Origin of the sequence: Streptomyces sp. SP18BB07 (genome assembly GCF_036322545.1) — a bacterium.
Lineage (GTDB): Bacteria > Actinomycetota > Actinomycetes > Streptomycetales > Streptomycetaceae > Streptomyces > Streptomyces deccanensis.
In genome coordinates, this window is the sequence record NZ_JAQYWT010000340.1 from 452,160 (window position 1) to 474,778 (window position 22,619).

General features: G+C 72.3%; 18 protein-coding genes. 5 read left to right on the forward strand and 13 right to left on the reverse strand.

Going from position 1 to position 22,619, the window contains the following annotated elements:
• Nucleotides 1–83: 83 nt before the first annotated feature.
• The 3 genes from PUR53_RS30130 to PUR53_RS30140 form a co-directional block, all read right to left on the reverse strand.
• Nucleotides 84–449: a PH domain-containing protein gene (locus PUR53_RS30130; protein WP_329910258.1), complete on the reverse strand. Its 366-nt coding sequence runs from the start codon at nucleotides 447–449 to the stop codon at nucleotides 84–86.
• Nucleotides 450–507: 58 nt separating this feature from the next.
• Nucleotides 508–2,238 carry a methionine--tRNA ligase gene (gene metG, locus PUR53_RS30135; protein ID WP_329901737.1) on the reverse strand — a complete coding sequence of 577 codons (1,731 nt, stop codon included), beginning with the start codon at nucleotides 2,236–2,238 and terminating at the stop codon, nucleotides 508–510.
• A 131-nt stretch (nucleotides 2,239–2,369) separates the two neighbouring features.
• Nucleotides 2,370–4,544, reverse strand: a complete 2,175-nt coding sequence (locus PUR53_RS30140; RefSeq protein ID WP_329910259.1) for a VWA domain-containing protein — start codon at nucleotides 4,542–4,544, stop codon at nucleotides 2,370–2,372.
• A 252-nt stretch (nucleotides 4,545–4,796) separates the two neighbouring features.
• Between PUR53_RS30140 and PUR53_RS30145 the strand changes: the two genes are divergently transcribed.
• Nucleotides 4,797–6,878 (forward strand): PhoX family protein, encoded by a 2,082-nt coding sequence (locus PUR53_RS30145; protein ID WP_329901735.1) that lies wholly within the window; start codon nucleotides 4,797–4,799, stop codon nucleotides 6,876–6,878.
• A gap of 98 nt (nucleotides 6,879–6,976) precedes the next feature.
• Here the strand turns inward: PUR53_RS30145 and PUR53_RS30150 are convergent, their stop codons facing one another.
• From PUR53_RS30150 to PUR53_RS30170, 5 genes are all read right to left on the reverse strand, one after another.
• Complete coding sequence (locus PUR53_RS30150; RefSeq protein ID WP_045558598.1) at nucleotides 6,977–7,195, reverse strand: hypothetical protein; 219 nt, start codon at nucleotides 7,193–7,195, stop codon at nucleotides 6,977–6,979.
• Nucleotides 7,196–7,336: 141 nt separating this feature from the next.
• Nucleotides 7,337–9,304, reverse strand: a complete 1,968-nt coding sequence (locus PUR53_RS30155; RefSeq protein ID WP_329910260.1) for an FUSC family protein — start codon at nucleotides 9,302–9,304, stop codon at nucleotides 7,337–7,339.
• An 80-nt stretch (nucleotides 9,305–9,384) separates the two neighbouring features.
• Nucleotides 9,385–10,422 carry an endonuclease/exonuclease/phosphatase family protein gene (locus PUR53_RS30160; RefSeq protein WP_329910261.1) on the reverse strand — a complete coding sequence of 346 codons (1,038 nt, stop codon included), beginning with the start codon at nucleotides 10,420–10,422 and terminating at the stop codon, nucleotides 9,385–9,387.
• Between the two features lie 213 nt (nucleotides 10,423–10,635).
• Nucleotides 10,636–11,085: a DUF7144 family membrane protein gene (locus PUR53_RS30165; protein WP_329901731.1), complete on the reverse strand. Its 450-nt coding sequence runs from the start codon at nucleotides 11,083–11,085 to the stop codon at nucleotides 10,636–10,638.
• Between the two features lie 152 nt (nucleotides 11,086–11,237).
• Nucleotides 11,238–12,032 carry an alpha/beta fold hydrolase gene (locus PUR53_RS30170; RefSeq protein WP_329910262.1) on the reverse strand — a complete coding sequence of 265 codons (795 nt, stop codon included), beginning with the start codon at nucleotides 12,030–12,032 and terminating at the stop codon, nucleotides 11,238–11,240.
• A gap of 75 nt (nucleotides 12,033–12,107) precedes the next feature.
• Here PUR53_RS30170 and PUR53_RS30175 point away from each other — a divergent pair, with 75 nt between their 5' ends.
• Nucleotides 12,108–13,544: an aminotransferase-like domain-containing protein gene (locus tag PUR53_RS30175; RefSeq protein WP_329901729.1), complete on the forward strand. Its 1,437-nt coding sequence runs from the start codon at nucleotides 12,108–12,110 to the stop codon at nucleotides 13,542–13,544.
• On the opposite strand, the gene PUR53_RS30180 is transcribed toward PUR53_RS30175, so the two are convergent.
• A complete protein-coding gene (locus tag PUR53_RS30180) occupies nucleotides 13,459–14,403 on the reverse strand; it encodes a hypothetical protein (protein ID WP_329910263.1) in 945 nt (314 codons plus the stop codon). The genes PUR53_RS30175 and PUR53_RS30180 overlap by 86 nt on opposite strands.
• A gap of 180 nt (nucleotides 14,404–14,583) precedes the next feature.
• On the opposite strand from PUR53_RS30180, the gene PUR53_RS30185 reads away from it, so the two are divergent.
• On the forward strand, nucleotides 14,584–15,096 hold the full coding sequence (locus PUR53_RS30185; RefSeq protein WP_329910264.1) for an SH3 domain-containing protein: 513 nt from the start codon (nucleotides 14,584–14,586) through the stop codon (nucleotides 15,094–15,096).
• A 46-nt stretch (nucleotides 15,097–15,142) separates the two neighbouring features.
• Here PUR53_RS30185 and PUR53_RS30190 read toward each other — a convergent pair whose 3' ends face one another.
• The gene (locus tag PUR53_RS30190; protein ID WP_329901726.1) at nucleotides 15,143–15,619 is read right to left on the reverse strand and encodes a hypothetical protein; all 477 of its coding nucleotides are present in this window, start codon (nucleotides 15,617–15,619) and stop codon (nucleotides 15,143–15,145) included.
• 308 nt (nucleotides 15,620–15,927) lie between these two features.
• Between PUR53_RS30190 and PUR53_RS30195 the strand changes: the two genes are divergently transcribed.
• Nucleotides 15,928–17,151, forward strand: a complete 1,224-nt coding sequence (locus PUR53_RS30195) for a PP2C family protein-serine/threonine phosphatase (RefSeq protein ID WP_329901725.1) — start codon at nucleotides 15,928–15,930, stop codon at nucleotides 17,149–17,151.
• A gap of 98 nt (nucleotides 17,152–17,249) precedes the next feature.
• On the forward strand, nucleotides 17,250–18,467 hold the full coding sequence (locus PUR53_RS30200; RefSeq protein WP_329910265.1) for a hypothetical protein: 1,218 nt from the start codon (nucleotides 17,250–17,252) through the stop codon (nucleotides 18,465–18,467).
• 480 nt (nucleotides 18,468–18,947) lie between these two features.
• Here the strand turns inward: PUR53_RS30200 and PUR53_RS30205 are convergent, their stop codons facing one another.
• From PUR53_RS30205 to PUR53_RS30215, 3 genes are all read right to left on the reverse strand, one after another.
• The gene (locus PUR53_RS30205) at nucleotides 18,948–19,745 is read right to left on the reverse strand and encodes a response regulator transcription factor (RefSeq protein WP_329901723.1); all 798 of its coding nucleotides are present in this window, start codon (nucleotides 19,743–19,745) and stop codon (nucleotides 18,948–18,950) included.
• A 369-nt stretch (nucleotides 19,746–20,114) separates the two neighbouring features.
• Nucleotides 20,115–22,070 (reverse strand): YncE family protein, encoded by a 1,956-nt coding sequence (locus PUR53_RS30210; protein ID WP_329910266.1) that lies wholly within the window; start codon nucleotides 22,068–22,070, stop codon nucleotides 20,115–20,117.
• A gap of 255 nt (nucleotides 22,071–22,325) precedes the next feature.
• Nucleotides 22,326–22,619 (reverse strand): NPP1 family protein (locus tag PUR53_RS30215; protein WP_329910268.1); only part of this gene is annotated, 294 nt, incomplete at its 5' end.

Sequence of the window (22,619 nt, forward strand, 5' to 3'; positions counted from 1 at the left end):
GACAGGCCGACCCTCCCTCCTCAGGGAAGCGTCATGCTCGGTACATGGGCGACAACCCGGGTGAGGGGGCGGCGGTCATCGCGTCATCGGGCCACGAACTGCGTGAGGATCGCCTGCACCTCGTAGATGTCCACGCCCTTGGTGAACGTCTTCTCGATCGGTGCAGGGGTGCCCGACAGCCAGATCTTCAGTTCGGCGTCGAGGTCGAAGTGACCGGCCGTCTCGACCGAGAAGTGCGTGATGCTGCGGTACGGGACGGAGTGGTACTCGACCTTCTTGCCGGTGAGCCCCTGCTTGTCGATGAGGATCAGCCGGCGGTCGGTGAACAGGATGGTGTCGCGGATCAGCAGGAACGCGGCCTGAACCTGCTCCCCGTGACCCAGCAGACGTCCGTAGTCCTGCTGGGCCTTGCCGGGATCGACGGTGTGCGCGTTTCCGAACAGTGCCATGCACACACAGACGCACACCCGGACATACGGGTTGCTTCCGCGCGAGGGAGCTTGCGAGTTACGCCGGTTCGCCGCCGAAGCGCTCCTTGTACGCCTCCAGGTCGTCGTCCGTCAGCTTGGCGAAGAGGACCGGGGGGACCGTGAAGGGGGTGCCGGCGGGGACGGAGTCGAGGGACTTGGCCTCGGCCTGCGACACCCAGGTCGCCGTGTCGTCCTGGAGGGTGAACGCGGCGCGCATCGCGGCCGAGGACGCCGGGATGAAGGGCTCGGAGACCACCGAGTAGAGGTGGATGAGGTTCATCGCGGTGCGCAGGGTGAGGGCCGCGCCGTCCTGGTCGGTCTTGATCTCCAGCCAGGGGGCCTTCTCCTCCAGGTAGGAGTTGCCCGCCGACCACAGCGCGCGCAGCGCCGCGGCCGCCTTGCGGAACTGGAGTGCCTCCATCTGCGCCTCGTACTCGGCGAGGAGGCGGGCGATCTCCTCGCCCAGCTTCGCCTCCGCCTCGCCGGGGGCGCTGCCCGCCGGGACCTCCTCGCCGAACCGCTTCTTCGAGAAGGACAGCACGCGGTTGACGAAGTTGCCGAGGGTGTCGGCGAGGTCCTTGTTGACCGTGGCGGTGAAGTGCTCCCAGGTGAACGACGAGTCGTCCGACTCGGGGGCGTTGGCGATGAGGAAGTACCGCCAGTAGTCGGCCGGCAGGATCTCCAGCGCCTGGTCCGTGAAGACCCCGCGCTTCTGGCTCGTGGAGAACTTCCCGCCGTAGTACGTCAGCCAGTTGAAGGACTTGACGTAGTCGACCTTCTTCCACGGCTCACGGATGCCCAGCTCGGTCGCCGGGAACATCACGGTGTGGAACGGGACGTTGTCCTTGGCCATGAACTGCGTGTAGCGCACGGGGGCGTCGCCGGAGTCGGCGTCGTACCACCAGGACTTCCAGTCCCGGGTGTCGCCGTCCGGGGCGGCGTCCGACCACTCCTTCGTCGCGCCGATGTACTCGATCGGGGCGTCGAACCAGACGTAGAAGACCTTGCCCTCGGCCGCCAGCTCGGGCCAGGTGTCGGCGGGGACCGGGACGCCCCAGTCCAGGTCACGGGTGATGGCGCGGTCGTGCAGGCCCTCGTTCAGCCACTTGCGGGCGATGGAGGACGACAGGTGCGGCCACTCCTCCTCGTGCGCCGCGACCCAGGCCTCGACCTCGTGCTGCAGCTTGGACTGCAGGAGGAAGAGGTGCTTGGTCTCGCGGACCTCCAGGTCGGTGGAGCCGGAGATGGCGCTGCGCGGGTCGATCAGGTCGGTCGGGTCCAGGACGCGGGTGCAGTTCTCGCACTGGTCGCCGCGGGCCTTGTCGTAGCCGCAGTGCGGGCAGGTGCCCTCGACGTAGCGGTCCGGGAGGAAGCGGCCGTCGGTCGGGGAGTACACCTGGCGGATCGCCCGCTCCTCGATGAAGCCGTTCTCCTTGAGCCGGCGCGCGAAGTGCTGGGTGATCTCGACGTTCTGCGGGGAGGAACTGCGGCCGAAGTAGTCGAAGGCCAGGGCGAAGCCGTCGTAGACCGCCTTCTGAGCGTCGTGCGCCTGGGCGCAGAACGCGTCCACCGGGAGGCCCTGCTCCTTCGCGGCCAGCTCGGCCGGGGTGCCGTGCTCGTCCGTCGCGCAGATGTAGAGGACGTCGTGACCGCGCTGGCGGAGGTAGCGGGAGTACACGTCCGCCGGGAGCATGGACCCCACCATGTTGCCCAGGTGCTTGATCCCGTTGATGTACGGAAGGGCGCTGGTGATGAGGTGTCGAGCCATCGGGGGATGCTCCCAGGTCGGTCGTTTTCGTGAGTCTTGAAATCCTAGCCGACATGGGTGTGCCGCCCGCCTCCCGTTTTACGGGTGGGACGCGGGCGGCACGGGGTGGGGTGGGGTGGCGGTACGGGTGGCTACGGGCGCCAGGTGGCCAGGATGCCCTCGTAGACCTCGGCGTCCGTCAGCTCGCGCGGGGTCTCGCCCGCCAGGAAGTGGGACGTGTTGTCCGTCTTCAGCTTGCGGAGGTAGTCGAAGGCCTTGTTCTCCGGGTCGCCGAACGCGACGAACGCGAAGTGGACGTCCGGGTGGTTCTTCGCGGCGTCCGCGAGCGCCTGGTTCGCCGGGGTCTTGGCGTCCGGGGCGCCGTCGGTCTGGAAGACGACGAGGGCGGGGGTGCCGGGGGCCGCCTTCTGGTGCTGGGCGAGGACCTCCTCGACGGCCACGTGGTAGCTGGTACGGCCCATGCGGCCGAGGCCGGCGTGCAGGTCGTCGATCTTGTTCTCGAACGCGTCGAGGGTGAGCTCGCCGGTGCCGTCCAGTTCCGTGGAGAAGAAGACGACGGGGACGGTGGGGGGCTGCTCGGGGTCGAGGTGGGCGGCGAGGGCGAGGGTCTGCTCGCCGAGGGCCTGGGCGGAGCCGTCCTTGTAGTAGCCGCGCATCGAGGCGGACCTGTCGAGGACGAGGTACACCTTGGCCCGGGCGGGGGTGAGGTTCTGCTTGGCCAGTACGGCGTGGGCGGCGGTGTAGGCGGTGCGGAGCCCTCCGGGGAGGGTGTCGGACGACACGGCCTCGGCTGCGCCGTCGGCCCCGCCCGTCTTCCCACCCGCACCACCCGTGCCGCTTTCGTCGTCGGCCGCGGGTGCCACCTGTGGGGCACCGCCACCGTCGGCGACTGCGGCTTCGGGAGTGGCTTCATCGGCCACGACGACCAGGTCCGGGGCCTCGGAGGGTTCGTCGGCGACCGGTTCGGGGGTGGTAGCAGGTTCGGCCGCGACCGGTTCGGGGGTGGTAGCAGGTTCGGCCGCGACCGGTTCGGTGGTGGCCTGCGGCTCCGGGGTGGCTTCGGGCTCCGGGGCGGCTGCGGGCTCAGGGGTCGCGGCCGGCTCAGAAGTGGCTTCCGGTTCGGCGGCGACGCCCGGTTCCGGGGTGGTTTCCGGCTCGGTGACAGCCTCCGGGGCCGGGGTGACCTCCGGTTCCGGAGACGCCTCGGGCTCCGGCGTGGCCTCAGCGGCAGCCTTCGGCTCCGGCTCGGCCGACGCCTCGTCCTCGGGCGCGGCCTCGGGCTCCGGCTCGGCGTCCTTCGCCGCCACCGGCTCGGTGTCCGCAGCGGCGTCGGGCTTCGGCTCGGTGGCCGCAGCCACGGGCTCGGCGTCCGCCTCCGGGGCCGCCGCCTCAGGCTCGGCCTCGATCACCGGCTCCGGTGCGGCTTCGGCGACCGGCGTGGCGGGCTCCTCGTCGGCGGGGGCCTTCACGTCGGCCTCGGCCGGCACCTCGGCCTCGGCGGCAGCGGAGGGCTCCGCCTCGGCCTCAGCGGCAGCGGTCGGCTCAGGGCCGGCGGCCGACGCGGGCTCGACGACTGTCTCCGGCTCCGCCTCGGCCACCGGCGCAGCAGCCTCCACCGCATCGGCAGCCTCGACGGCCGCCGTCGGCTCGGCCTTGTCGGCGGCCTCAGCCTCGGCCTCGGCGGGCACCGCGGTCTCGGCGACCGGCTCGGCCTCGACCACGGGCGTCTCCGCCTTGGTCTCCACCTCGGCCTCGGCGGGCGCCTCGGTCTCGGCGACCGGCTTCGGCTCGGCCTCGGCGACGGGCGACTTAGCCTCGTCCTCGGACACGGGCGTCTCAGCCTCAGTCTCGGCGACCGGCGTCTCGGCCTTCGCCTCGGTCTCGGCGACCGACGGCTCAGCCCTGGCCTCGGTCTTCTCCTCGGCAGCCGCTGTCGGCTCCACCGCCGGAGGCTCCTCCTTCGGCGTGCCCCCAGCCCCAGCCCCAGCCCCAGCCCCAGCCTCAGCCTTCGGCTCGGTCGCCGGCTCCGGCGTTCTCTCGGGCGTCTCGTTGGTGCGCGGTTTCGGGACTGTCACGTTGTCGAAGGCTGCCGAGACGAGCTCGTCGGCCACGGAGGAGGCCGCGGGCTCGGTCGCCGGGGCCGGGACCCTCGGCTCGGCGGCGGCCTGCTGCGGCGCGGCCCCCTCGGCCGCCGCCGCGGAGGTGTCCTCCGGTGCGGAATCCCGCTCCGCCTCCTGCGAAGGAACCGTGTCGCGCCCCTTGCGTGAGCGGCTGAACGCATTCCGCAGGAGAGAGAGAATGCCCATGTGCGCAACCCTTCGGGTGAGTTGTAGCCCGTCAATCCCTGGCCAGGACGGACACGTAAGGTTAGCGGCCGGGCGTGGCGATCTTGGGGTGGGGCAGGGGCCTTTCACTATCCCCGCCACCCCGCGCTGTCAACACCGCCTCAACTGCCGCAGGTTCACCCCCTGTTCACCTCACGTCCCCGTTCTCGAACACACGCCCCCCTAGCGTCGCACTCACACCAAAAGGCACATAAGAGCATCGAGGAGCGCGCTGTGCGCAAGCTGCTGCCCATGATCGGCTCGCATCCCGGCGGCCGTTCCGCCCTGACCTGTCGCTTCCGCTGTGGCGACGCCTGCTTCCACGAGGTGCCGAACACCAGCACCAACGAGTACGTGGGCGACGTGATCGCGAGCGCGCTCAGCCGTCGCTCGGTGATGCGGGCCGCCGCCGTCGTCTCCGTGGCGGGCGCGGCCGGTACGGCCGTCTCGCTCGGCACCGCCCGGCCCGCCGCCGCGGCCACGTCGGCGGACGCCGCAGGGTCGGCCGGGGCCGCCGGGTCCAAGACCCGGCCCAAGGCCGCCCGCGGTCTGCGCTACACCTCCGTCGCGCCGAACACCGCCGACGCCGTGACCGTCCCCGACGGGTACAAGCAGAACGTCGTCATCCGCTGGGGCGAGCCCATCCTGCGCGGCGCCCCCGCCTTCGACCCGGAGAACCAGACGGCCAAGGCCCAGGCCGGTCAGTTCGGCTACAACAACGACTTCCTCGCGCTGCTCCCGCTGCCGGGCGAGCGTGGCCGCCAGCTCCTCGTCGCGAACCACGAGTACACCGACGAGGTGCTGATGTTCCGCGGCTACGACGCCGCCAACCCGACCCGCAACCAGGTCGAGGTCGCCTGGGCCGCCCACGGGCTGTCCGCCGTCGTGGTCGAGGAGGACCGGCGCACCGGCAAGCTCACCGCCGTGCCCCGCCACCACCTCAACCGCCGGGTCACGGCGACGACCGAGTTCCGGCTCACCGGCCCCGCCGCCGGTTCCGACCTGCTCAAGACCTCCGCCGACCCGACCGGCCGCAAGGTCCTCGGCACCCTGAACAACTGCTCCGGCGGCACCACCCCCTGGGGCACCACGCTGCACGGCGAGGAGAACTTCAACCAGTACTTCGCCAACAGCAGCCGTCCGACCGACAAGCGGTACGGCATCGGCACCGGCGCCACCGAGCGCAAGTGGGAGCGGTTCGACAAGCGGTTCGACGTGGCCCAGGAGCCGAACGAGCCGCACCGCTTCGGGTACGTCGTGGAGTTCGACCCGTACGACCCGACCTCCACCCCGCGCAAGCACACCGCCCTCGGCCGCTTCAAGCACGAGGCCGCGACCATCCGGCTCACCGCCGACGGCCGTCCCGTCGTCTACTCCGGTGACGACGAGCGCTTCGACTACTTCTACAAGTTCGTCAGCAGCAAGCGGATGAAGAAGGGGTCGAGCCGCGCCGTCCGCGAGCACAACCTCTCGCTCCTCGACGAGGGCACGCTGTACGTCGCCAAGCTCACGGGTGACTCCCCCGCCATCGAGATCGACGGCACGGGCAAGCTGCCGGCCGACGGTGAGTTCGACGGCAGCGGCGAGTGGATCCCGCTGGCCACCGCCACCGCCAAGGGCGCCGTCTCCCACGTGGACGGCATGACCGCCGACGAGGTCTTCGTCTTCACCCGGCTCGCCGGAGACAAGGTCGGCGCCACCAAGATGGACCGGCCCGAGGACATCGAGCCCAACCCGGTCACCGGCAAGGTCTACGTCGCCCTCACCAACAACTCCAACCGCGGCGTCGGCTCCAACCCCAAGGCGGACGAGGCCAACCCGCGCAACGCCAACAAGCACGGCCAGGTGCTGGAGCTCACCGAGCGCTGGAACCGGCCCGACAGCACCAAGTTCGCCTGGCTGCTCTTCCTCGTCGCGGGCGACCCGAACGACCCGGCGACCTACTTCGCCGGCTTCCCGAAGGACGACGTCTCCCCGATCTCCTGCCCGGACAACGTCGCCTTCGACCGGTACGGCAACCTGTGGATCTCCACCGACGGCGCCCAGCTCGGCTCGCACGACGGACTGTTCGGCGTGGCGACCAAGGGGGAGCGCCGTGGTGAGCTGAAGCAGTTCCTCACCGTCCCGAGCGGCGCCGAGACCTGCGGCCCGATCATCCAGGACCGCCGTGTCCTGGTCGCCGTCCAGCACCCGGGCGAGCTCGACGGAGCGACCGTCGAGAACCCGAAGAGCACCTGGCCCGACGGACCGGGCACGTACGTCCGCCCGGCGGTCGTCGCCGTGTGGCGCGCGGACGGTTGCGACATCGGCGTCTGACCGACACGGGAAGACACGCGGAGACAGACAGACACAAAAATGCGGGCCGCCCTCCTGTCGGGGAGGGCGGCCCGCACGTTTCCGCGCCGGGGCGTGACTCAGGGGGCGAGGCAGCTCACGGCCGGGGCGCCGGCCGGGTCGAGCAGCGCGGCGGGGTCGACGAGGGCGGTCGGGTCGGCTGCCAGCTCCGTCACGGCGGCGGGCGTCTCGGCGAGACACGTGACGGTCCCGACCGGGTCCGGGATCGCGTGGGCGGCCGGTGCCATGGCGCCGGCGAGGGCGAGGGTTCCGAGCAGGACGGTCGCGGTGCGACGCATGAAAAATCCCCTTATAGGTAGGGCGGTTGAACAGGATTGATCATGTCTGCTTTTCGGCTGCGAATTCGCCCTCAGTCACCCGTGCGGGGATGACGTAACGATTCGGCGCCCTGCGCCGGGTTGACCTGAGGAACTCGTGGCTCAGTGGGGCGAGGTGATCGTCCGGGCCGCCGCCACCTCCTGGCGGAGCGGCTCCAGCACGCTGCCCGGCGGGCCGCTGAGGTCGGTGCGGACCTCGTAGAGGGTCTCGGTCTTGCGTAGCCCGTCCGCCAACTCCCGCAGTTGCAGGGTGACGTGGTCGACCTCGGCGGCGGACGGCGGTTCCGCGCCCTGCTTGATCCGGACCCGGGCGGCCGTCGTCGCGTCCACGATCCGCTCGACCGCCACGACCAGGGGCCACCAGGCGGCGGCGCGGCGGCCGACGGGGGGCGGTTCGGTCAGGGCCCGCTGGAACTCCGTACGGATGGTGGAGAGGTCGCGGTAGAGGCGGCGGCGGGTCCGGGCCCGGTCGGCGGGGTCCGCCGGGCTCGGCCCGAAGGCGCGTTCGACGTACGTGGCCGTGTCGGCGACGGCGTCCGCGAGCCGGTCGCCGACCCGGGCATGCCAGCTCTCCGGCCAGAGCAGATAGCCCGCGACCAGGGCGATCGCACAGCCCATGAGGGAGTCGACGAGACGGGGGACGAGTAGATCGGCGCCCTGGTGGTTGAGGGTGTCCGAGAGGAGCAGGATCACCGGGGTGATGGCGGCCGTCTGATAGCCGTAGCCCCGGGGCGTGAAGACGGGGATGAGCGGGGCGAGGAGCAGCAGCACCGGCACGTCCCACCAGCCGCGCGGCACCTCCGTGAGGATCGCGGCCGCGACCACCAGCCCCACGACCGTGCCGAGCGCCCGCAGCAGCGCCCGGGAGAACACCGACCCGAAGTCCGGCTTCAGGACGAAGGTGATGGTCAGCGCCACCCAGTACGAGCGCGGCACCGGCACGAGCGACACCAGGGCCTGGGCGATGCCGACGCACAGCGCGAGGCGCAGACCGTAGCGCCAGGAGGTGCCGGAGAGGGCGACGTTCCGGGCGACCCGGAGGGCGCGTACGCCCAGCGGCGCGGGGCGGCCCGCCCGGTCGCCGGCCTTCTTCAGCGCATCCGGCGACTTCTCGGTGGCGACGTCGGCGGCGTGCCGCAGCGCCTGGTCGACCGCCCGCCCGATCGCGCTCCCGGGCTCCGGCAGCCGCAGCCCCAGCGGCCCCGAGTACCCCGTCTCCACGGCCTCCGCGAGATGCCGTACGGCCACCGGGATCTCGGCGGGCAGCGGCCGGCCGGACAGCCGTACCGCCGGGGCGGCCTCCACCAGCGGGGTGATCGCGTTCAACTGGGCGAGCAGGCGTACGAGTTCGGGGCTGCGGCCGTGGTGGCGGGCGCGGCGGGCGAGGACCAGGTCGTAGGACTGGTTGAGGGACTGGGTGACGAGGACCCGCGCGTCGTCGTACGAGTCCCGCGTGCCCGGGGCCGCCGGGGTGTCCGCCGTCATCGTGGCGAGGAGGTCCGCGACCTCGCGGTAGGTGTCGGCGACCGCGGCCCGTTCCGGCACGCCCGCCCGCAGCGGCCAGGCGAGCAGGGCCAGGGCGAGGACGAGGAAGCCGCCGCCGGTCATCAGCAGCGGGGCCAGCCACCACGGGCCCGGCATCGGCAGCCCCGCGCCGATCACCGAGTTGAGCAGCAGGAGCAGCCCCGACACGGAGGCCACGGCGCCGATCGAGGAGATCATCCCGGAGACGAGCGCGACCCCGGTCAGGACCCCGACGGTGACCCAGCCCTGCCCGTACGCCAGCGACCCGAGCGTGATGCCCACGGCGGCGAACAGTTGGGGGACCGCGATCTTCAGCAGCCGCATCCGGTACGCGGCGGCCGTGTCGCTGATGACGCCCGAGAGGGCGCCCATGGAGGCGAGGGCGCCGTACTCGGGACGGCCGGCGGCGAGGCCGAGCACGAGCGGCAGTGTCAGCGCGATCGCCGCGCGCGCCACGGCCGGCCGGTTGACCGGCGCGGGCTGCGGCCGGAGGTTCCGCACCAGCCAGTCGGGCGGGGCGAGGCCGATGGGGAGCGTGCGGGGCATGCGCCCATTATGGCCGGGGGTGATCGGCGGTTCCGGGGGGTGTTTGTGACCCTTTCGCCAGGACCTTTCGTCAGGACCGTTCACCCGCGCCGGTGCAGCGCGAGGTCCACGGTGACGGCGTTGTGGTCGGTGCCGGACAGCGCGCGGAAGCGGACCTCGCGGGCGGAGAAGTCCTTCTCGGAGACGAGGACGTGGTCGATCTGGACGCCGAACCGCGGGGTCGTCCGGGAGGGCCAGGTCGGCCTGCGGTCCTGTCCGGTCAGCCGGGCGGCGTCGCTCATCCCGGTGTCGAGGATCGCGCGGAAGACCGCGTGGTCCTGGGTGGCGTTGAAGTCCCCGGCCAGGATGGTGGGCGTCTCGGTGTCCTTCGCCGCGTACGCGCGCAGCGCGCCGAGCTCCTGCCGCCAGGTGTCCAGCTGGCCCGGCAGCGGCGGCATCGGGTGCGCCAGCTGGAGGCGTACGGGGTGGCCCTCGACGTCGGCGACGGCACCCGGCATGCCCATCGTGCCGGGGATCGGGTCGGCTGACTTCAGGGGGTACCGGCTGAGGATGACGGAGCCGGTGGAGCCGTAGCCCTCGACGGACTGGCGGTGGGGGTAGTCCGGGGTCCGGCCGCTCAGGTCGCCGAGCGCGTCGCGGAGCTTGGCCGAGCAGGTGAGTTCGCACTCCTCGACGAAGACGATGTCGGGGTGCTCCCGGCGTACGGCCTTGACGAGGGCGTCGGTGCCGTGGCCGAACTGCACGTTCGACGTCATCACCCGCACCTCGGCGAGGACCGGCCCGGTCGGCTGGCTCGCCTTGCCGTACGGCTCGATGTACCAGGCGAGCGCGCCGAGGAGCACCACGCCCCAGGTCAGGGCGATCCAGCGGCGGGAGAGGAGCGCGAGGAGGAGGGCGAGGGCGGTGGGGGCGAGCAGCCAGGGCAGGAACGCGAGGAGCTGGGGGACCGGGGTGAAGGCGTCGATGCCGACGGCTCGGGAGCCGACGACGAGGGTGACGCCGAGGAGGAGCAGGACGGCGAGGAAGGCCTTGCCGCCGTGCCGCCTCCGCGGGCGCGGCCCGTCTGCCGGTGCGGGGTCCGGGACGGGGTCCGGCCGCTCGATGGTCGCGCTCTCCACGGCCGGTGCCTTTCGCTGCTGTTTGCGGGTCCTTCTAAGGACGGGCGGGGTGGGGGGAAGGTTGCGCCGGGGGTGGGATCGGGGAGGGGTGCGTGGGCGGGTGCGGGTCCGGTGGGGCTTCTCGCGCAGTTCCCCGCGCCCCTGAAGAGCGAAGCCGGGGCTGCGCCCGGCTTCGCTCTTCGGCCCGCAGGGTCGTTGTCGTTGGGCGGATGCCTACGGCGTGGGGTCCGGGGACGTCGCCAGGGACCAGACCACGAAGACCGCGATGCCGATGCAGACGACCGACCAGACGGGCGCGTAGGGCAGGAACATGAAGTACTCGATGGCGAACAGCGAGGTCAGGGCGATTCCCACCGCGCGGGCCCAGGTCTGGCCCTGGATGACGCCCCACCCGGTGGCCAGGACGCAGAGTCCGATCGCCAGGTGGATCCAGCCCCAGGTGGTGAGGCTGAACTCGAAGACGTAGCTGCCGATGTTCGTGTACACGTCGTCCGTGGCGATCCCGGCGATGCCGTTGAGGATGCCCATGACGCCGATGACCATCATCAGGACACCGGCGAACACCATCCCGCCGTGGGCCCACTCCGAGCGGGCGCCCCGGTGGGACATCGGCGTCTCCTGCGACGTGGTGTTCGAGCGTGGTGCGGTGCTGTGCTGGGCCATGAGGGCCTCCTCCGAGGGATGGACAGCTCATCCGCATGCTCACGCGGCGGGAGGAGGGCCGCATGTGGTGTAGGCCGAATGGGTGAAATCGGGAGGTGGGGGGCGTGGGAGGGCCGGGACGGGGAACCGGGGCGCGCCGCCCAGCCCGGTGCTCAGTCCAGGCGGGTCAGGAAGGCCCCCAGTGCCTTGTTGAACTCCTCCGGGCGTTCCAGGTTCGGCAGGTGGGCGGCACCGTCGACGACGTGGAGGGTGGAGTCGGGGAGAGCGGCGTGCATGGCCTCGGCGTCGGAGACCGGGGTGTACTCGTCGTCGGCGCCCACGACGACCAGCGCCGGGACGGTGACGCGGGTGAGCAGCTCGCGGTAGTCGGGGCGCTCGGCCCGCCCGCGCAGGGCCGCCGCGGCGCCCTCCGGGTCGGTGGCCGTCATCATGCGGCGCACATGGGCCGCGACGTCCGCGTCGGCGTACGGCGCGACCATCTTGAACAGCACCTCGTCGGCGTACCCCGCCATGCCCTCGCGCAGCAGCCGGTCGGCCATGGCGTTCCGGGCCCGTCGGCCCTCCTCGGTCTCGGCGGCCGGGAAGGTGTCGGCGAGGAGAAGGCCCCGGACGCGGTGCGGGAACAGGCGGTAGCACTCCATCGCGATCTGGCCGCCCATGGAGAGCCCCCCGAGGACGAACTCCGGGACCCCCAGGTCGTCCAGGAGCGCCGCGATGTCCTCGGCGAAGGTGGAGAGCGGGGTGACGCCCGGGACGACGGGGGACCGGCCGTAGCCGCGCAGATCGGGCGCGATGACGCGGCGGGAGGCGGAGAACTCGGTGATCTGCGGGGACCACATCGTGCGGTCGAAGGGGTGGCCGTGAACGAGGACGAGGGGGACGCGGGCGGCGGGCCGGCCCGCAGGGTCGAGTTCCCCTTTGTCCTCGTATGCGAGGAAGGTGGTCATGGAATCGACCCTAGGGCGCCCCAACTCCTCGGTGCAATAAGATCTTTGCCCTCGGTGCAATGTGGGAGGAAGGCCGTGGCCGACTACCGGCGTATCGCCGATCGCATCGCGGACGACATCGCGTCCGGGCGGCTGAAGCCCGGTGACCGGCTGCCGCCGCAGCGGCTGTTCGCACGGCGGCGGGGGATCGCCGGGTCGACCGCCGGGCGCGTGTACGCGGAACTGGTGCGGCGCGGGCTGGTGGTGGGGGAGGTTGGGCGCGGGACGTTCGTCCGGGCGGCGCCGACGGCGGCGTCGGCGGGGCGGGCGCTGGCCGAGCCGGCGGGTTCGGCGCCGGTGAACCTGGAGCTCAACTACCCGTCCGCGCCGGGCCAGTCGGAGCTGCTGGCCACCGGGCTGGCGCCGTTGCTGCGGCCGGACGTGCTGACGGACGCGCTGCGTACGGCGCCCGCGACCGGTACGGCCGCCGCGCGCGAGGCGGCGGCCGGATTGCTGGCCACGGCCGGCTGGCGCCCGGACCCGGGACGGTTCCTCTTCGCCGGGAACGCCCGCCAGGCCATCGCGGCGGCCCTCGCCCACCTCGTACGGCCCGGGGGCCGCGTCGGTGTCGAGTCCCTCACGTATCCGCTGGTCAAGGAGATCGCCGGGCGGCTGGGGGTGACCCTGGTGCCGCTTGCGACGGACGGGGAGGGGCTCCGGCCGGAGGCCGTGGCCGCCGCGCACCGGGCGGCGCCGCTGTCGGCGGTGTACGCGCAGCCGACGCTGCACAATCCGACGTCCGTGACGATGGGGGCGGGGCGCCGGGCCGAACTCGCCTGTGTGGTCCGGGAGTTGGACCTGCCGGTGATCGAGGACCGGATCTGGTCGTTCCTGGCGGGCGGTAAGGGCGGCCCAGGCACGGGCGGTGGCACCCCGGGGTGCGACGGGGGCGCGGGTGCGGCGGCGCTTCCGCCCTTGGCCGCGTACGCGCCGGAGCGGGTGTTCGTCGTGGACGGGCTGTCCAAGCGGGTGGCGCCGGGGCTGACCGTCGGGTTCCTGGTGGTGCCGGAGGGGCGGGTCGGGGGCGCGGCGGACGCGTTGCGGTCGGGTGGCTGGGTGGCCGGGCGGTTCGCGTTGGAGGCGGGGGTGCGGTGGATCGGGGACGGCACGGTCGAGCGGCTGGTCGCGGCGAAACGGGCCGACGCGGCGGCCCGGCAGCGGCTGGTCGCCGAACACCTCGCGGGGTTCACCGTGCGGGGGGACGCACGGGCCTACTACGCGTGGTGGGAGCTGCCCGAGCCCTGGCGGGCGGACACGTTCCGCGCGGCGGCGGCCGAGCGGGGCGTGGCGGTGACCCCGGGGCCGGCGTTCAGCGTCACGGGGGCCGGGCGGGGACCGGCTCCGGGCGGTCCGGCGGCCGGCGCCGCGGTCTCCGCCGCCGACTGCGTCAGGCTCGGGCTCGCGTCGGTGCCTCCGACGGTGCTGGCGGGGGCGCTGAGGACGCTCGGCGATGTCGTACGAGATGGCCCGTGAGCCAGGCGGCCGCGGCCACGGTCGTACCGAGGAGCAGCAGCCCCCAGGTCACCGTGCGCAGGGTTGCCGTGAGGGCGTCGTAGACGGCACCCGCTGCCGCCGGGGAGACGTCCGGGGGCAGGTCGGCGAGGGTGAGGTGGCGGCCGAGGGCGACGGCGACGCCTAGCAGCGCACCGCCGAGCGCCGCGCCGAGACCCGTCGCGCAGACGGCGCGACGGCGCTGCGTCGCGACGAGCACACCACCGGCAGCCAGTGCGAGCGCGCCGACCGGAAGCCAGAACGCGGCGATTTCGAGCACGCGATACCCCTTTCGAAGCTGGACCAGTTGAGCGGCCGACAACACCTCGACCTCGGTGCGCGCGACCGGGATGCGATGGGCGAACGGCACGTGGTCGCGCACGAGTTGCCGTTTGACGCGCTCGCCGACCGGCGCGAGGTCGAGCGTCACCGCCCGCGCCCCGCCGACGCCGGGCCCGCCCGCGCCCCCGCCCCCGCCCTCGGTGTCCTCCGCGCGCACCGCTGTCAGCACCGCGTCGTGCGCCGCCCGGTTCACCATGTGCCACGCCGTGCGGAACGCCTCGGTCTGGGTGAAGGAGCGCGCCGCGTCGTGCGTGAACTCCCGTACCGGCCCCCGCAGCGGCGGCCCCACCCGGACCTCGCGCAGGACCCCGGCGGCGACCGCGTCCGCGAGCGCCTCCCGTACGGCCGGGTCGGTGGCCAGCGGCGCCATGACCGCCTCGTACCGTGTCCGGTCCGCGAGTTCGTACGTCGCCCACGCGGCCAGCGCGCCCACCGGCGTCAGCAGGCAGGCGAGCGCGGTCAGTACGGCCGACAGGGCGCCGCGGGCACAGTGGGACACCCCTCCAGGCAAGACCCCCGCCCACGACCTCGCGAGCGCTCCGGACCCATGTGACTGCGAATGGCCCCACAGGACAAGCCGAACGGGGAGGGGCGGCGGCGGAGTCCGCTCCGGTGGAGCGCTCACTCGAACGGGTGTTACCTGGAGGAAGAGTGACAGGGGGTGTCGAGGAGGCAAGGCATGCGTAGTGACCCGCGTACTGCGAGTTCTTCCCTTTCACCGTGTTCTCCGGGCAGTTGGGCCCTGCGGAACCTCGTCGCGGTCGGGATCACCGGTGGTGTGCTGACGGTGTCGGCGCTCGGGACGACGGCGGCGGCCCAGTCCGGCCAGTCCGACGGTTCCGTCCGGGGCACGATCGTCGCCGGTGGTGACGTCAACCTCCGCGAACAGCCGACGACGCACTCCCGGGTCGTCGGCTCCCTCGCGCCCGGCAGCCGGGCCGGCGTCGACTGCGAGGTCCGGGGTCAGGAGGTGTCCGGCGACCCGCACTGGTACTGGCTCGGGGACGCCCGTGGCTGGGTGAGCGCGGTGTACGTCGACACGGACGGGCGCTCGGTGCCGAACTGCACGGATCCGTGCCCGAGCTGGAAGGACTGCGATCCTTGCCAGGACGGGCACGGGAACGGTTCCGGGTCCTTCTCGTTCACGTGGACCTTCATGGCCTCCGGCACCTGGGAGTGGGAGATGGAGTGAGAGGCGGACGGAGTGAGGGGACCGGGACGGGCCGGGCGGCGGCGGGTCAGGGCAGGCGGTGGCCCGTCGCGTCCTCGTGGGTGTAGTAGCGGTAGAAGGCGACCGCGAAGACCGCCGCCGCGACGGCGAGGGACATGAGCGTCGCGCGCACCACGGTGTGCTGGGAGGCCTGGCTGTAGAGGAAGCCGAAGGCACAGCCGGCGAAGGAGGCCCACAGGACGGCGTGGGGTTCGCGGCGCAGACGGGGTGCGACGGTCTGTACGGCGATGAAGAGCGCCGCGAACACGAACGCGGTCACGAAGCCGAAGAGGACGTTCCAGCCGGTGATGGGGCCGGCGTTCCGGTTGATGGCCGCGGCCCAGTAGCCGTAGACGAGGCCGAGGACCACCGGCAGGATCAGCTTCGTGAGCCGGTGGGTGCGCTCACTGAAGACGTCGGGCGTGGCCGGCCCCGCCGACCTGCCCGGGACCGAGGGCCGACCCGGGATCACGGGCCGCCCCGGAGTGGGTGCCGATTGAGCCATGGGAGCACTCCTCTCTTCCCCCCGCCGCTCTCCGCCCCGTCTACCAGACCACACCTGGGGGGAGCCGCTGGCAAGTCGGGGGGCGGAGTGGTGACGGGCGGGGTGCCTGTGCGTGGGTGGGTGCGGGTCCGGTGGGGCTTCTCGCGCAGTTCCCCGCGCCCCTGAAAAAGCAGGGGCTGCGCCCCGTGCTTTTTCGGCCCGAAAGGGCCGTAGGCCCTTAAGGGGCGCGGGGAACTGCGCGACCAGCCCCCACCCACCCGCACCCGCCCACGGATGCGGGGGGCGTGGGGGCGTGTTTCGCTGTGGGCATGCGGATGCGGAGGCCGGTGCCGTTCGGGCGCCGGGAGCCGGACCCCGTCGCGCGGCAGCAGCCGCTGCGGATCCGCGGGCGGAACGTCGCCTGGCTGCCGCCGCTCGTCGTGCTGCTCGCCGTACCGGTGCTCGACTGGATCACCGGCGGAGACTTCCGGGTCATCTCCTGGCTGGTACTGGTCCCGGGCACGGCCGCCGCGGTCTGCCGGGTGTGGACGACGGCGCTGTTCGCGGCGCTCGCGATGTTCACGTACATCCTCGGCGACAACTCCTGGCCCCACCAGGAGCGCACCGGCCTGCCCGACTTCATCCTCGTCGCCCTCGGCGGAATCCTGTCCGTGCTGGCCTGCGCGGTCCGGCTGCGCGGCCAGGAGCGCATGCTGCACATGCGGGCCGTCGTCGACACCACCCGCCGTATCCTGCTGCGCCAGCTCCCGCCGGACGTCGGCGGTCTCGACCACGCCGAGATCTACCTCGCCGCCGACAGCGAGGCGCGCGTCGGCGGTGACTTCTACGACATCCAGCCCAGCCCCCACGGCACCCGCGTCGTCATCGGCGACGTCCAGGGCAAGGGGCTCGCGGCGGTCGAGGCGGCCTCCGTGCTGCTCGGCACGTTCCGCGAGGCCGCCTACCACGAGGCCGACCCGGTCACCGTGGCCGAGCGGCTGGAGACCCGTATGGTCCGCCACGTGCGCTACTGCGCGCACGTCGGCCGCGACGACGCCGAACGCTTCGCCACCGCCGTCCTGCTCGACTTCCCCGAACTGCGCAGCGAGCGCACCGACTGGGGCCCGGACCTCACGGGGCTCGGCGCGCTCACCGTGAACGTGGTCAACTTCGGCCACGAACCCCCGCTGCTGCTCTCCCCCCTCGATGTGCGCTTCCTCCCGCTGGAGGACGGACTGCCGCTGGGGCTCGGTGAGTTGGCGCCGCGGGAAACCCGGACGGCCACCGTGCGGCTCGCCGCCGACGAGACGTTGCTGCTGGTCACGGACGGGGTGACGGAGGCGCGTGACGGGCGCGGGGTCTTCTTCCCGCTCCGCGAGTACCTCGCCCGCGCCCTCGCCGCCGGGGCGCCCGTCCTCGCCCCCGAGTCCCTGGTCGGCCTCGTCCGTGACGGCGTCCTCGCCCACACCGGCGGCGGCCTCGACGACGACACGACGATCTTCGCGGTGCGCCGGGCGACGGAGCCGCTGCGCCGGGCACCGGGCGCCCCGTAGTGGGCGCTCCCACCCGGCTTCTGCCCTGCCCCTTTCCCCCTTTGCTCGCGCAGCGGTTACCGTGCTGGCTGGTGCAGGTGATCGACGGGGAGGGAACGATGCCCGGAACGGTGCTGCTGATCGCGGCCTCTCCCATGGGCAAGGGGTGCCTGGTGGACGCGGCCTCCGTGCTCCCCGTACTGGCGGCCGTCACGCCCGAGGTGCTGTCCGGCACGGGGACGGCCAACGTCGTGGAGCTGGCCGATCCGCTGGAGCCGCAGGCCGTCCTGACGCGGTTGCGCGCGGCGGCCACCGCGCCCGGACCGCTCACCGTGTACCTCGCCGGGCAGCTGCAACTCGACCGCAAGCAGCGGCTCGTGCATCTGGCGCTGGCGCGTACGACACCGGCGACCGTGCGGTACACCGCGTTCCCCTGGCACTGGATCGTGGAGGAGCTGAGGCTGCGTACGCCCGGGACGACGACGCTGTTCGTCGATCTGCACGCCGACGCGGAGGTGTGGCAGCAGCTGGCCGGACACCCGTTGGCGGTCGGGCCGGGAGTGAGCGTGTACGGGCGGGTCGCGCCCCCGGTGGCGGGGGTGCGGCGGAGCGTGGCCGCGCCGGGGTACATGAAGGCGTTGGCGACGATACTGCGGAGTGGACAGCGGCCGGAGCCGGCGGTGCTGCACGAGCAGGTGCTCGCCCGGACGGGAGGCTACGGCGACCTGGTCCTCTCCTACGACGCGACGGGCACGGTGCCGGGCGCCAGGCCCGGAGGTCTCACCCCCGCGACCCCCGCCCCTTCCCGTCCGCAGGGCGCTGCGCCCCAGGCCCCCCAAAGCCGTCCTCCGGCCCTGCCCGCGCCCCCGGCGAACCCCCCGACCACGCCCCCGGCGAACGCTGCGGCCGTGGTCGATCCGCACGGCGCCATCAGTGCGGCCGTCGGGGCCGGGCGGCATGCCGAGGCCGACGCCCTCGCCGCTCGGTGCGAGCAGGGGGCCCTGCGGGAGTTCGGGGACGGGTCGGAGGAGGTCCTGCACTGGCGGGAGGTGCGGGCGGACCTGGCCATGTTCGCGGGCGACCCGGCGGGAAGCTGTGCGGCCTGGATGGGGGTCGCCCGGGCGCGGCTCGCGGCGGGGCGGTCGGCCCAGGACCCGGCGGTCGAGGCCGCGGTCGACCGGGCGCACCACCAGTGGGGGCTGATCACGGACACCGCGCGCGCCCACGAACTCGGCGTGGAGTTCGTGGAGTTGCGGGACCGGGTGCCGGGACGACGCGCCGGCGCGCTGGAGCACGCCCGGCAGCACCTGGCCGAACTGCGGCCGCAGCCCGCGTAGCTGCCGCGGCGGCGGCCGCGTGGATGAGGGGGAGGTCGGTCCGGCACGTACCCGGTAGGCCGAGCCGGTCGATGAGCCGTCGTTCCGTTCGTCGTAGATCGATGAGCCGTCGATCAGGGCGAATGCCGGGCCGACCTCAGAGGGGGAGTTCGTACGGGGCCGCACTGTGCGTACGTGCGTACACGCGGTGGACACCGCACGTGGCCCACTTAAGCGGTCGTGGATCCGAAGCGGATCGGACCCGGATCAGAGGTTGATCAGAAACTTGCCAACCTTCGGCAAAGTCCACCTCTCGTCCCACCCCTTGAGCTACGTCGGAGATGCCCGGGCCGTCGTCCCGTACAACGATCACCCGGTGGCCGACCTCCGCCAGAAGCCGACGGCGCGTCGGCCGGTGCGGTGGCGGCGGATCGGCTGCTCGACAGGCGGGAGGGGGCCCGCGAGGGGCCGGAAGCACGTGTCACCCGCAAGCCCGGAACTTTAGTCCCGGGTCGTTGACTTGGCGCACAGTTGGTAGCCCACTCCTCTGACCGTTCGTATGAGGGACTGGCCGGGCTCGCCCAGTTTGCGGCGCAGGTAGTAGATGTACGTGTCGACGACGCCGGAGCCCTCGTCGCGGTGGTTCCAGACGCGTTCCTGGATCTGGCGCCGGGACAGGACGCGGCCGGGGTTCTCCATGAGGTAGCGCAGGAGGGCGAACTCGGTGGTGGTGAGGTCGACGGAGCGGCCGTCGGCCCAGACCTGGTGGGCGTCGGCGTCGAGCTGGACCGCGCCGGCGCGGAGGCGGTTGCGGTCGGGCGCGGGGTGTCCGCCGCCGGCCCGGCGCAGCAGGGCGCGGACCCGGGCGGCGATCTCCTTCAGCTCGAACGGCTTGCTGACGATGTCGTCGCCGCCCATGTCGAGTCCGCGGACCCGGTCGTCGACGCTGCCAAGCCCGGTGAGGAACAGCACCGGGACGGCGTTGCCCCGTTCGCGCAGGGTCCGGCACACCTCGAAGCCGCTCAGGTCGGGGAGGTTGACGTCAAGGAGGATCAGATCGGGGTCGTACCGGGTGACGGCCTGCAGGGCCTGGCGGCCGGTGGCCGCAGCGGTCACCTGGTGGCCGAGGAACTCCAGCGCCATCGTCAGCATGGAGCGGATTCCCTCCTCCTCGTCCACGACGAGGAGCCGCGCGGTCGACGCGTTCGCGGCGTTCGCGGTGTACGTGGCCGTGCGTGCGGACGCGGACGAAGCCGCTGGTGGGGGTGTGGAGGGAGCGGAGGGCACAGGCGTGGTCATGTCCTGTTCCTTTGCGACCGTGGGCCTCAGATCGAGGTCTCAAGTTTCGAACAGGGCGTATCGTCACACGTACCGGCAGGTAAGGGAGACCGCTCTCCCATCATTCGGAACGTTCGGTTCCCCACGGCCGGATCACAGGCGGACACGAGACAGTCGGCGGGGGCCGTGAGTTACGACCTCGCGTTCTGGTAAGAGGAAGACACCGTCGACGCCGCGGCCGCCTACGCGAAATATGACGCCATGACGGACGGGGAGTCAGGGGTGGTCGCGCGGAACCCGCGGGTTCCGGAATTCCATCGGGACGTCTCGCCTGGTCCCGGAAGAGCGAGATCGTGCGGAGGGCGCCCCCGGTCGGGGGCGCCCTCTGGATCAGCTGGTGTAGATGAAGTACTTCCAGGCGCCGTACGTCGTGGTGTTGACGTTGTCGCCCGAGGTTGTGTCGTGGTACTCCGAGCGGAAGCGGAGGCGGACGTTCGTGGTCGGTGTGCCGGTGAGGGTCACGTCGGACCTGCCCGCGGTGCCGAGGGGGAAGTACTCGGAGCCCCAGTCCCGCCAGGCGCCGTCGTAGTGGAACTGCAGCTGCAGGCGCTGCTTGCGCTCCGGGTAGTACGACATCGTGGTCTTCAGGACGGGGTCCTTGGACTTGCGGATGTAGTGGTACTTCTGGCCCCACGCCGTCCGGGTCGTGTAGTGGCCCGAGATCGACGACGAGATGGCGACCTTGGTGTAGACGGTGTTGGTGACCGTCCTCGCCTTGTAGCGCGCGTCGCCCGCGAACTTCACCGAGAGCTTGGTGTCACGCTTGAGGTCGACGGTGACCGACAGGTTGCCGCTGGAGTTCACCGTCCCCGACTTCACCAGCTTGTTCGGCCTGTCCGAGCCGTACGGGTCGGCCCAGATCTCGACCTTGCGGTTCTTGTACGTCGTGCCGAGGTGCGCCGTGAACTTCACGTCCGCGCCGTACGCGTACGTCTTGCGGTTCTTGTCCAGCGTCAGCGTCGGCGTCGCCCGGGAGACCTCGACGGAGCGCGAGGCGGACGCGGCGGTGTGCTCCGCGTCGCCCGCGTACGACACCTTGTAGGTGACCTTGCCGCCGGCCGGCGGGGTGTCCGTGAAGGAGAACTTCCCGCCCGTGCCCAGCGTCTTCGTGCCGAGGGACTTGCCCTGCGGGGACTCCATGTCGGTGCGGGTGACCGTGAGCGGGGTGCCGGCGGGCAGGGCCAGGCCCGAGGTGAGCTTGCCGGAGACCGTGAGCGGCTTGGCGCGGGTGGCGGTCGCCGGGGCGTTCACGGTGAGTGTGGCGGCGTACTTGCGGGGCGCGTCGAGGACGTGGAACAGGCTGCCCTCGCCGCTCCCGGTCAGCACGAACAGCTTCTGGCCGTCGCCGGACCAGCCGATGGAGTGCCCGAAGAACGGCATCCAGTCGCGGGACAGGTTGCGGACGCTCGCGGGCTTGTCGGCGCCGACGGGGAAGACGTACGTGTCGCCGGCGTCGTCGGTGTCGATGACGGTCGCCGCGACCGTGCCGTCCGGGGCGACGCTGACGGTCTGCGGGTCGTCGCCGACCGGGTAGGTGCGCACCTCCGAAAGGTCGGAGAGCCGGTACTCGGTGAGCGCGCTGTTCCCGGGCCCCGCCACCACGACCGACCGGCCGTCCGGCATCAGGGCGGCGTCCTCGTAGAAACCGCCCTTCTCGGCGGAGGCGTGGATCACCGGGGTGCCGGAGGAGATGTCGTAGACGACGATCGGGGCCGAGCTGATGCCGAAGTCGAGGGCCGTCAGGGTGCCCGGGTTGTCGGGATCGGCGAGCAGCACCGGCTGGCCGGACCAGTCGTAGCCGGCCGCGAGGTCCAGGTTCACCGTCGGGGTCTCGGCGGTGAGGTCGACCGCGCCGATCCCGGAGTCCCAGTTCTGGCCCCAGCCGAACCAGAGTTTGCCGTCGGCGTAGGCCACCCGGTGCGGGGCGGTCTTCTCGCCGGTCGGGTACTCCGCGCTCAGCGCGAGCGTCGCGGTGTCGACGGCGACGATCTTGTCGGCCTCCGGGGCCGTGGCGTACAGCGTGCCGGAGTCCGGGCTCAGTTCGAGGTCGTTGACGCCGGGCAGACCGGTGAGGGTCTTCACGACGTTGCCCGCGTAGTCGGCGACGATGACCTTGCCGCCGTCGGAGAGGAAGACCTGCTGGTGGACGCCGTCAACCACCGTGTCGTCCGCCCAGTCCGAGAGCGGGAACGGCTTGGCGCTGTCGGCCGACGCCGTGGGCGCGACCGCGAGCGCGGCCGAGCTGAAGAGGACTGCCAGCGCGGTGGCAGCCGGAAGAGTGCGCATACGCACGGTTTCGAACCCCCCGGAACGAAAGAAATGGGCGCGTCGTCGTCTGCCGTCGGGCGGGGCCGGTGTGTTCGACCTGTGCCGCGCGTGTGACACCTGTGACGCGTGAGCGAAGAGTAAGTCATGCCACTGACAAGAGCGTCACAGGGGGTGGTTGAGAACTCAATGGGTTTACGTGAGGGAAGGGGCCGGCCCCGGCGGCGGGGGAGTGCCGTCGGGGCCGGATCCTTTCCGCGTCCGTTCCTGCGTCCGTCAGCCGGCGGCCCATACGTCGAAGGGGATGCCGGCGGCGGGACCGTTCTTGGCCGCGTTCAGCTCGTTGTTGTAGCGGCCGTCCTTCAGCGGGAAGTTGGCGTCGCCCCAGGTGGCGTTCTGCATCCGGGTCTGGAGATTCACGCCGTTGTGGCCGGCCGGGAACCTGGTCCAGGTGACCAGGGGCGGGAAGTCCCAGCCGCCGTCGCCCCAGGCCTCCGCGGTCTCGCCCCAGTTGGCGAAGCGGAAGGAGTGGCTCCCCACGTCAATCACATTGCTCCCCTTGTGGTAGAC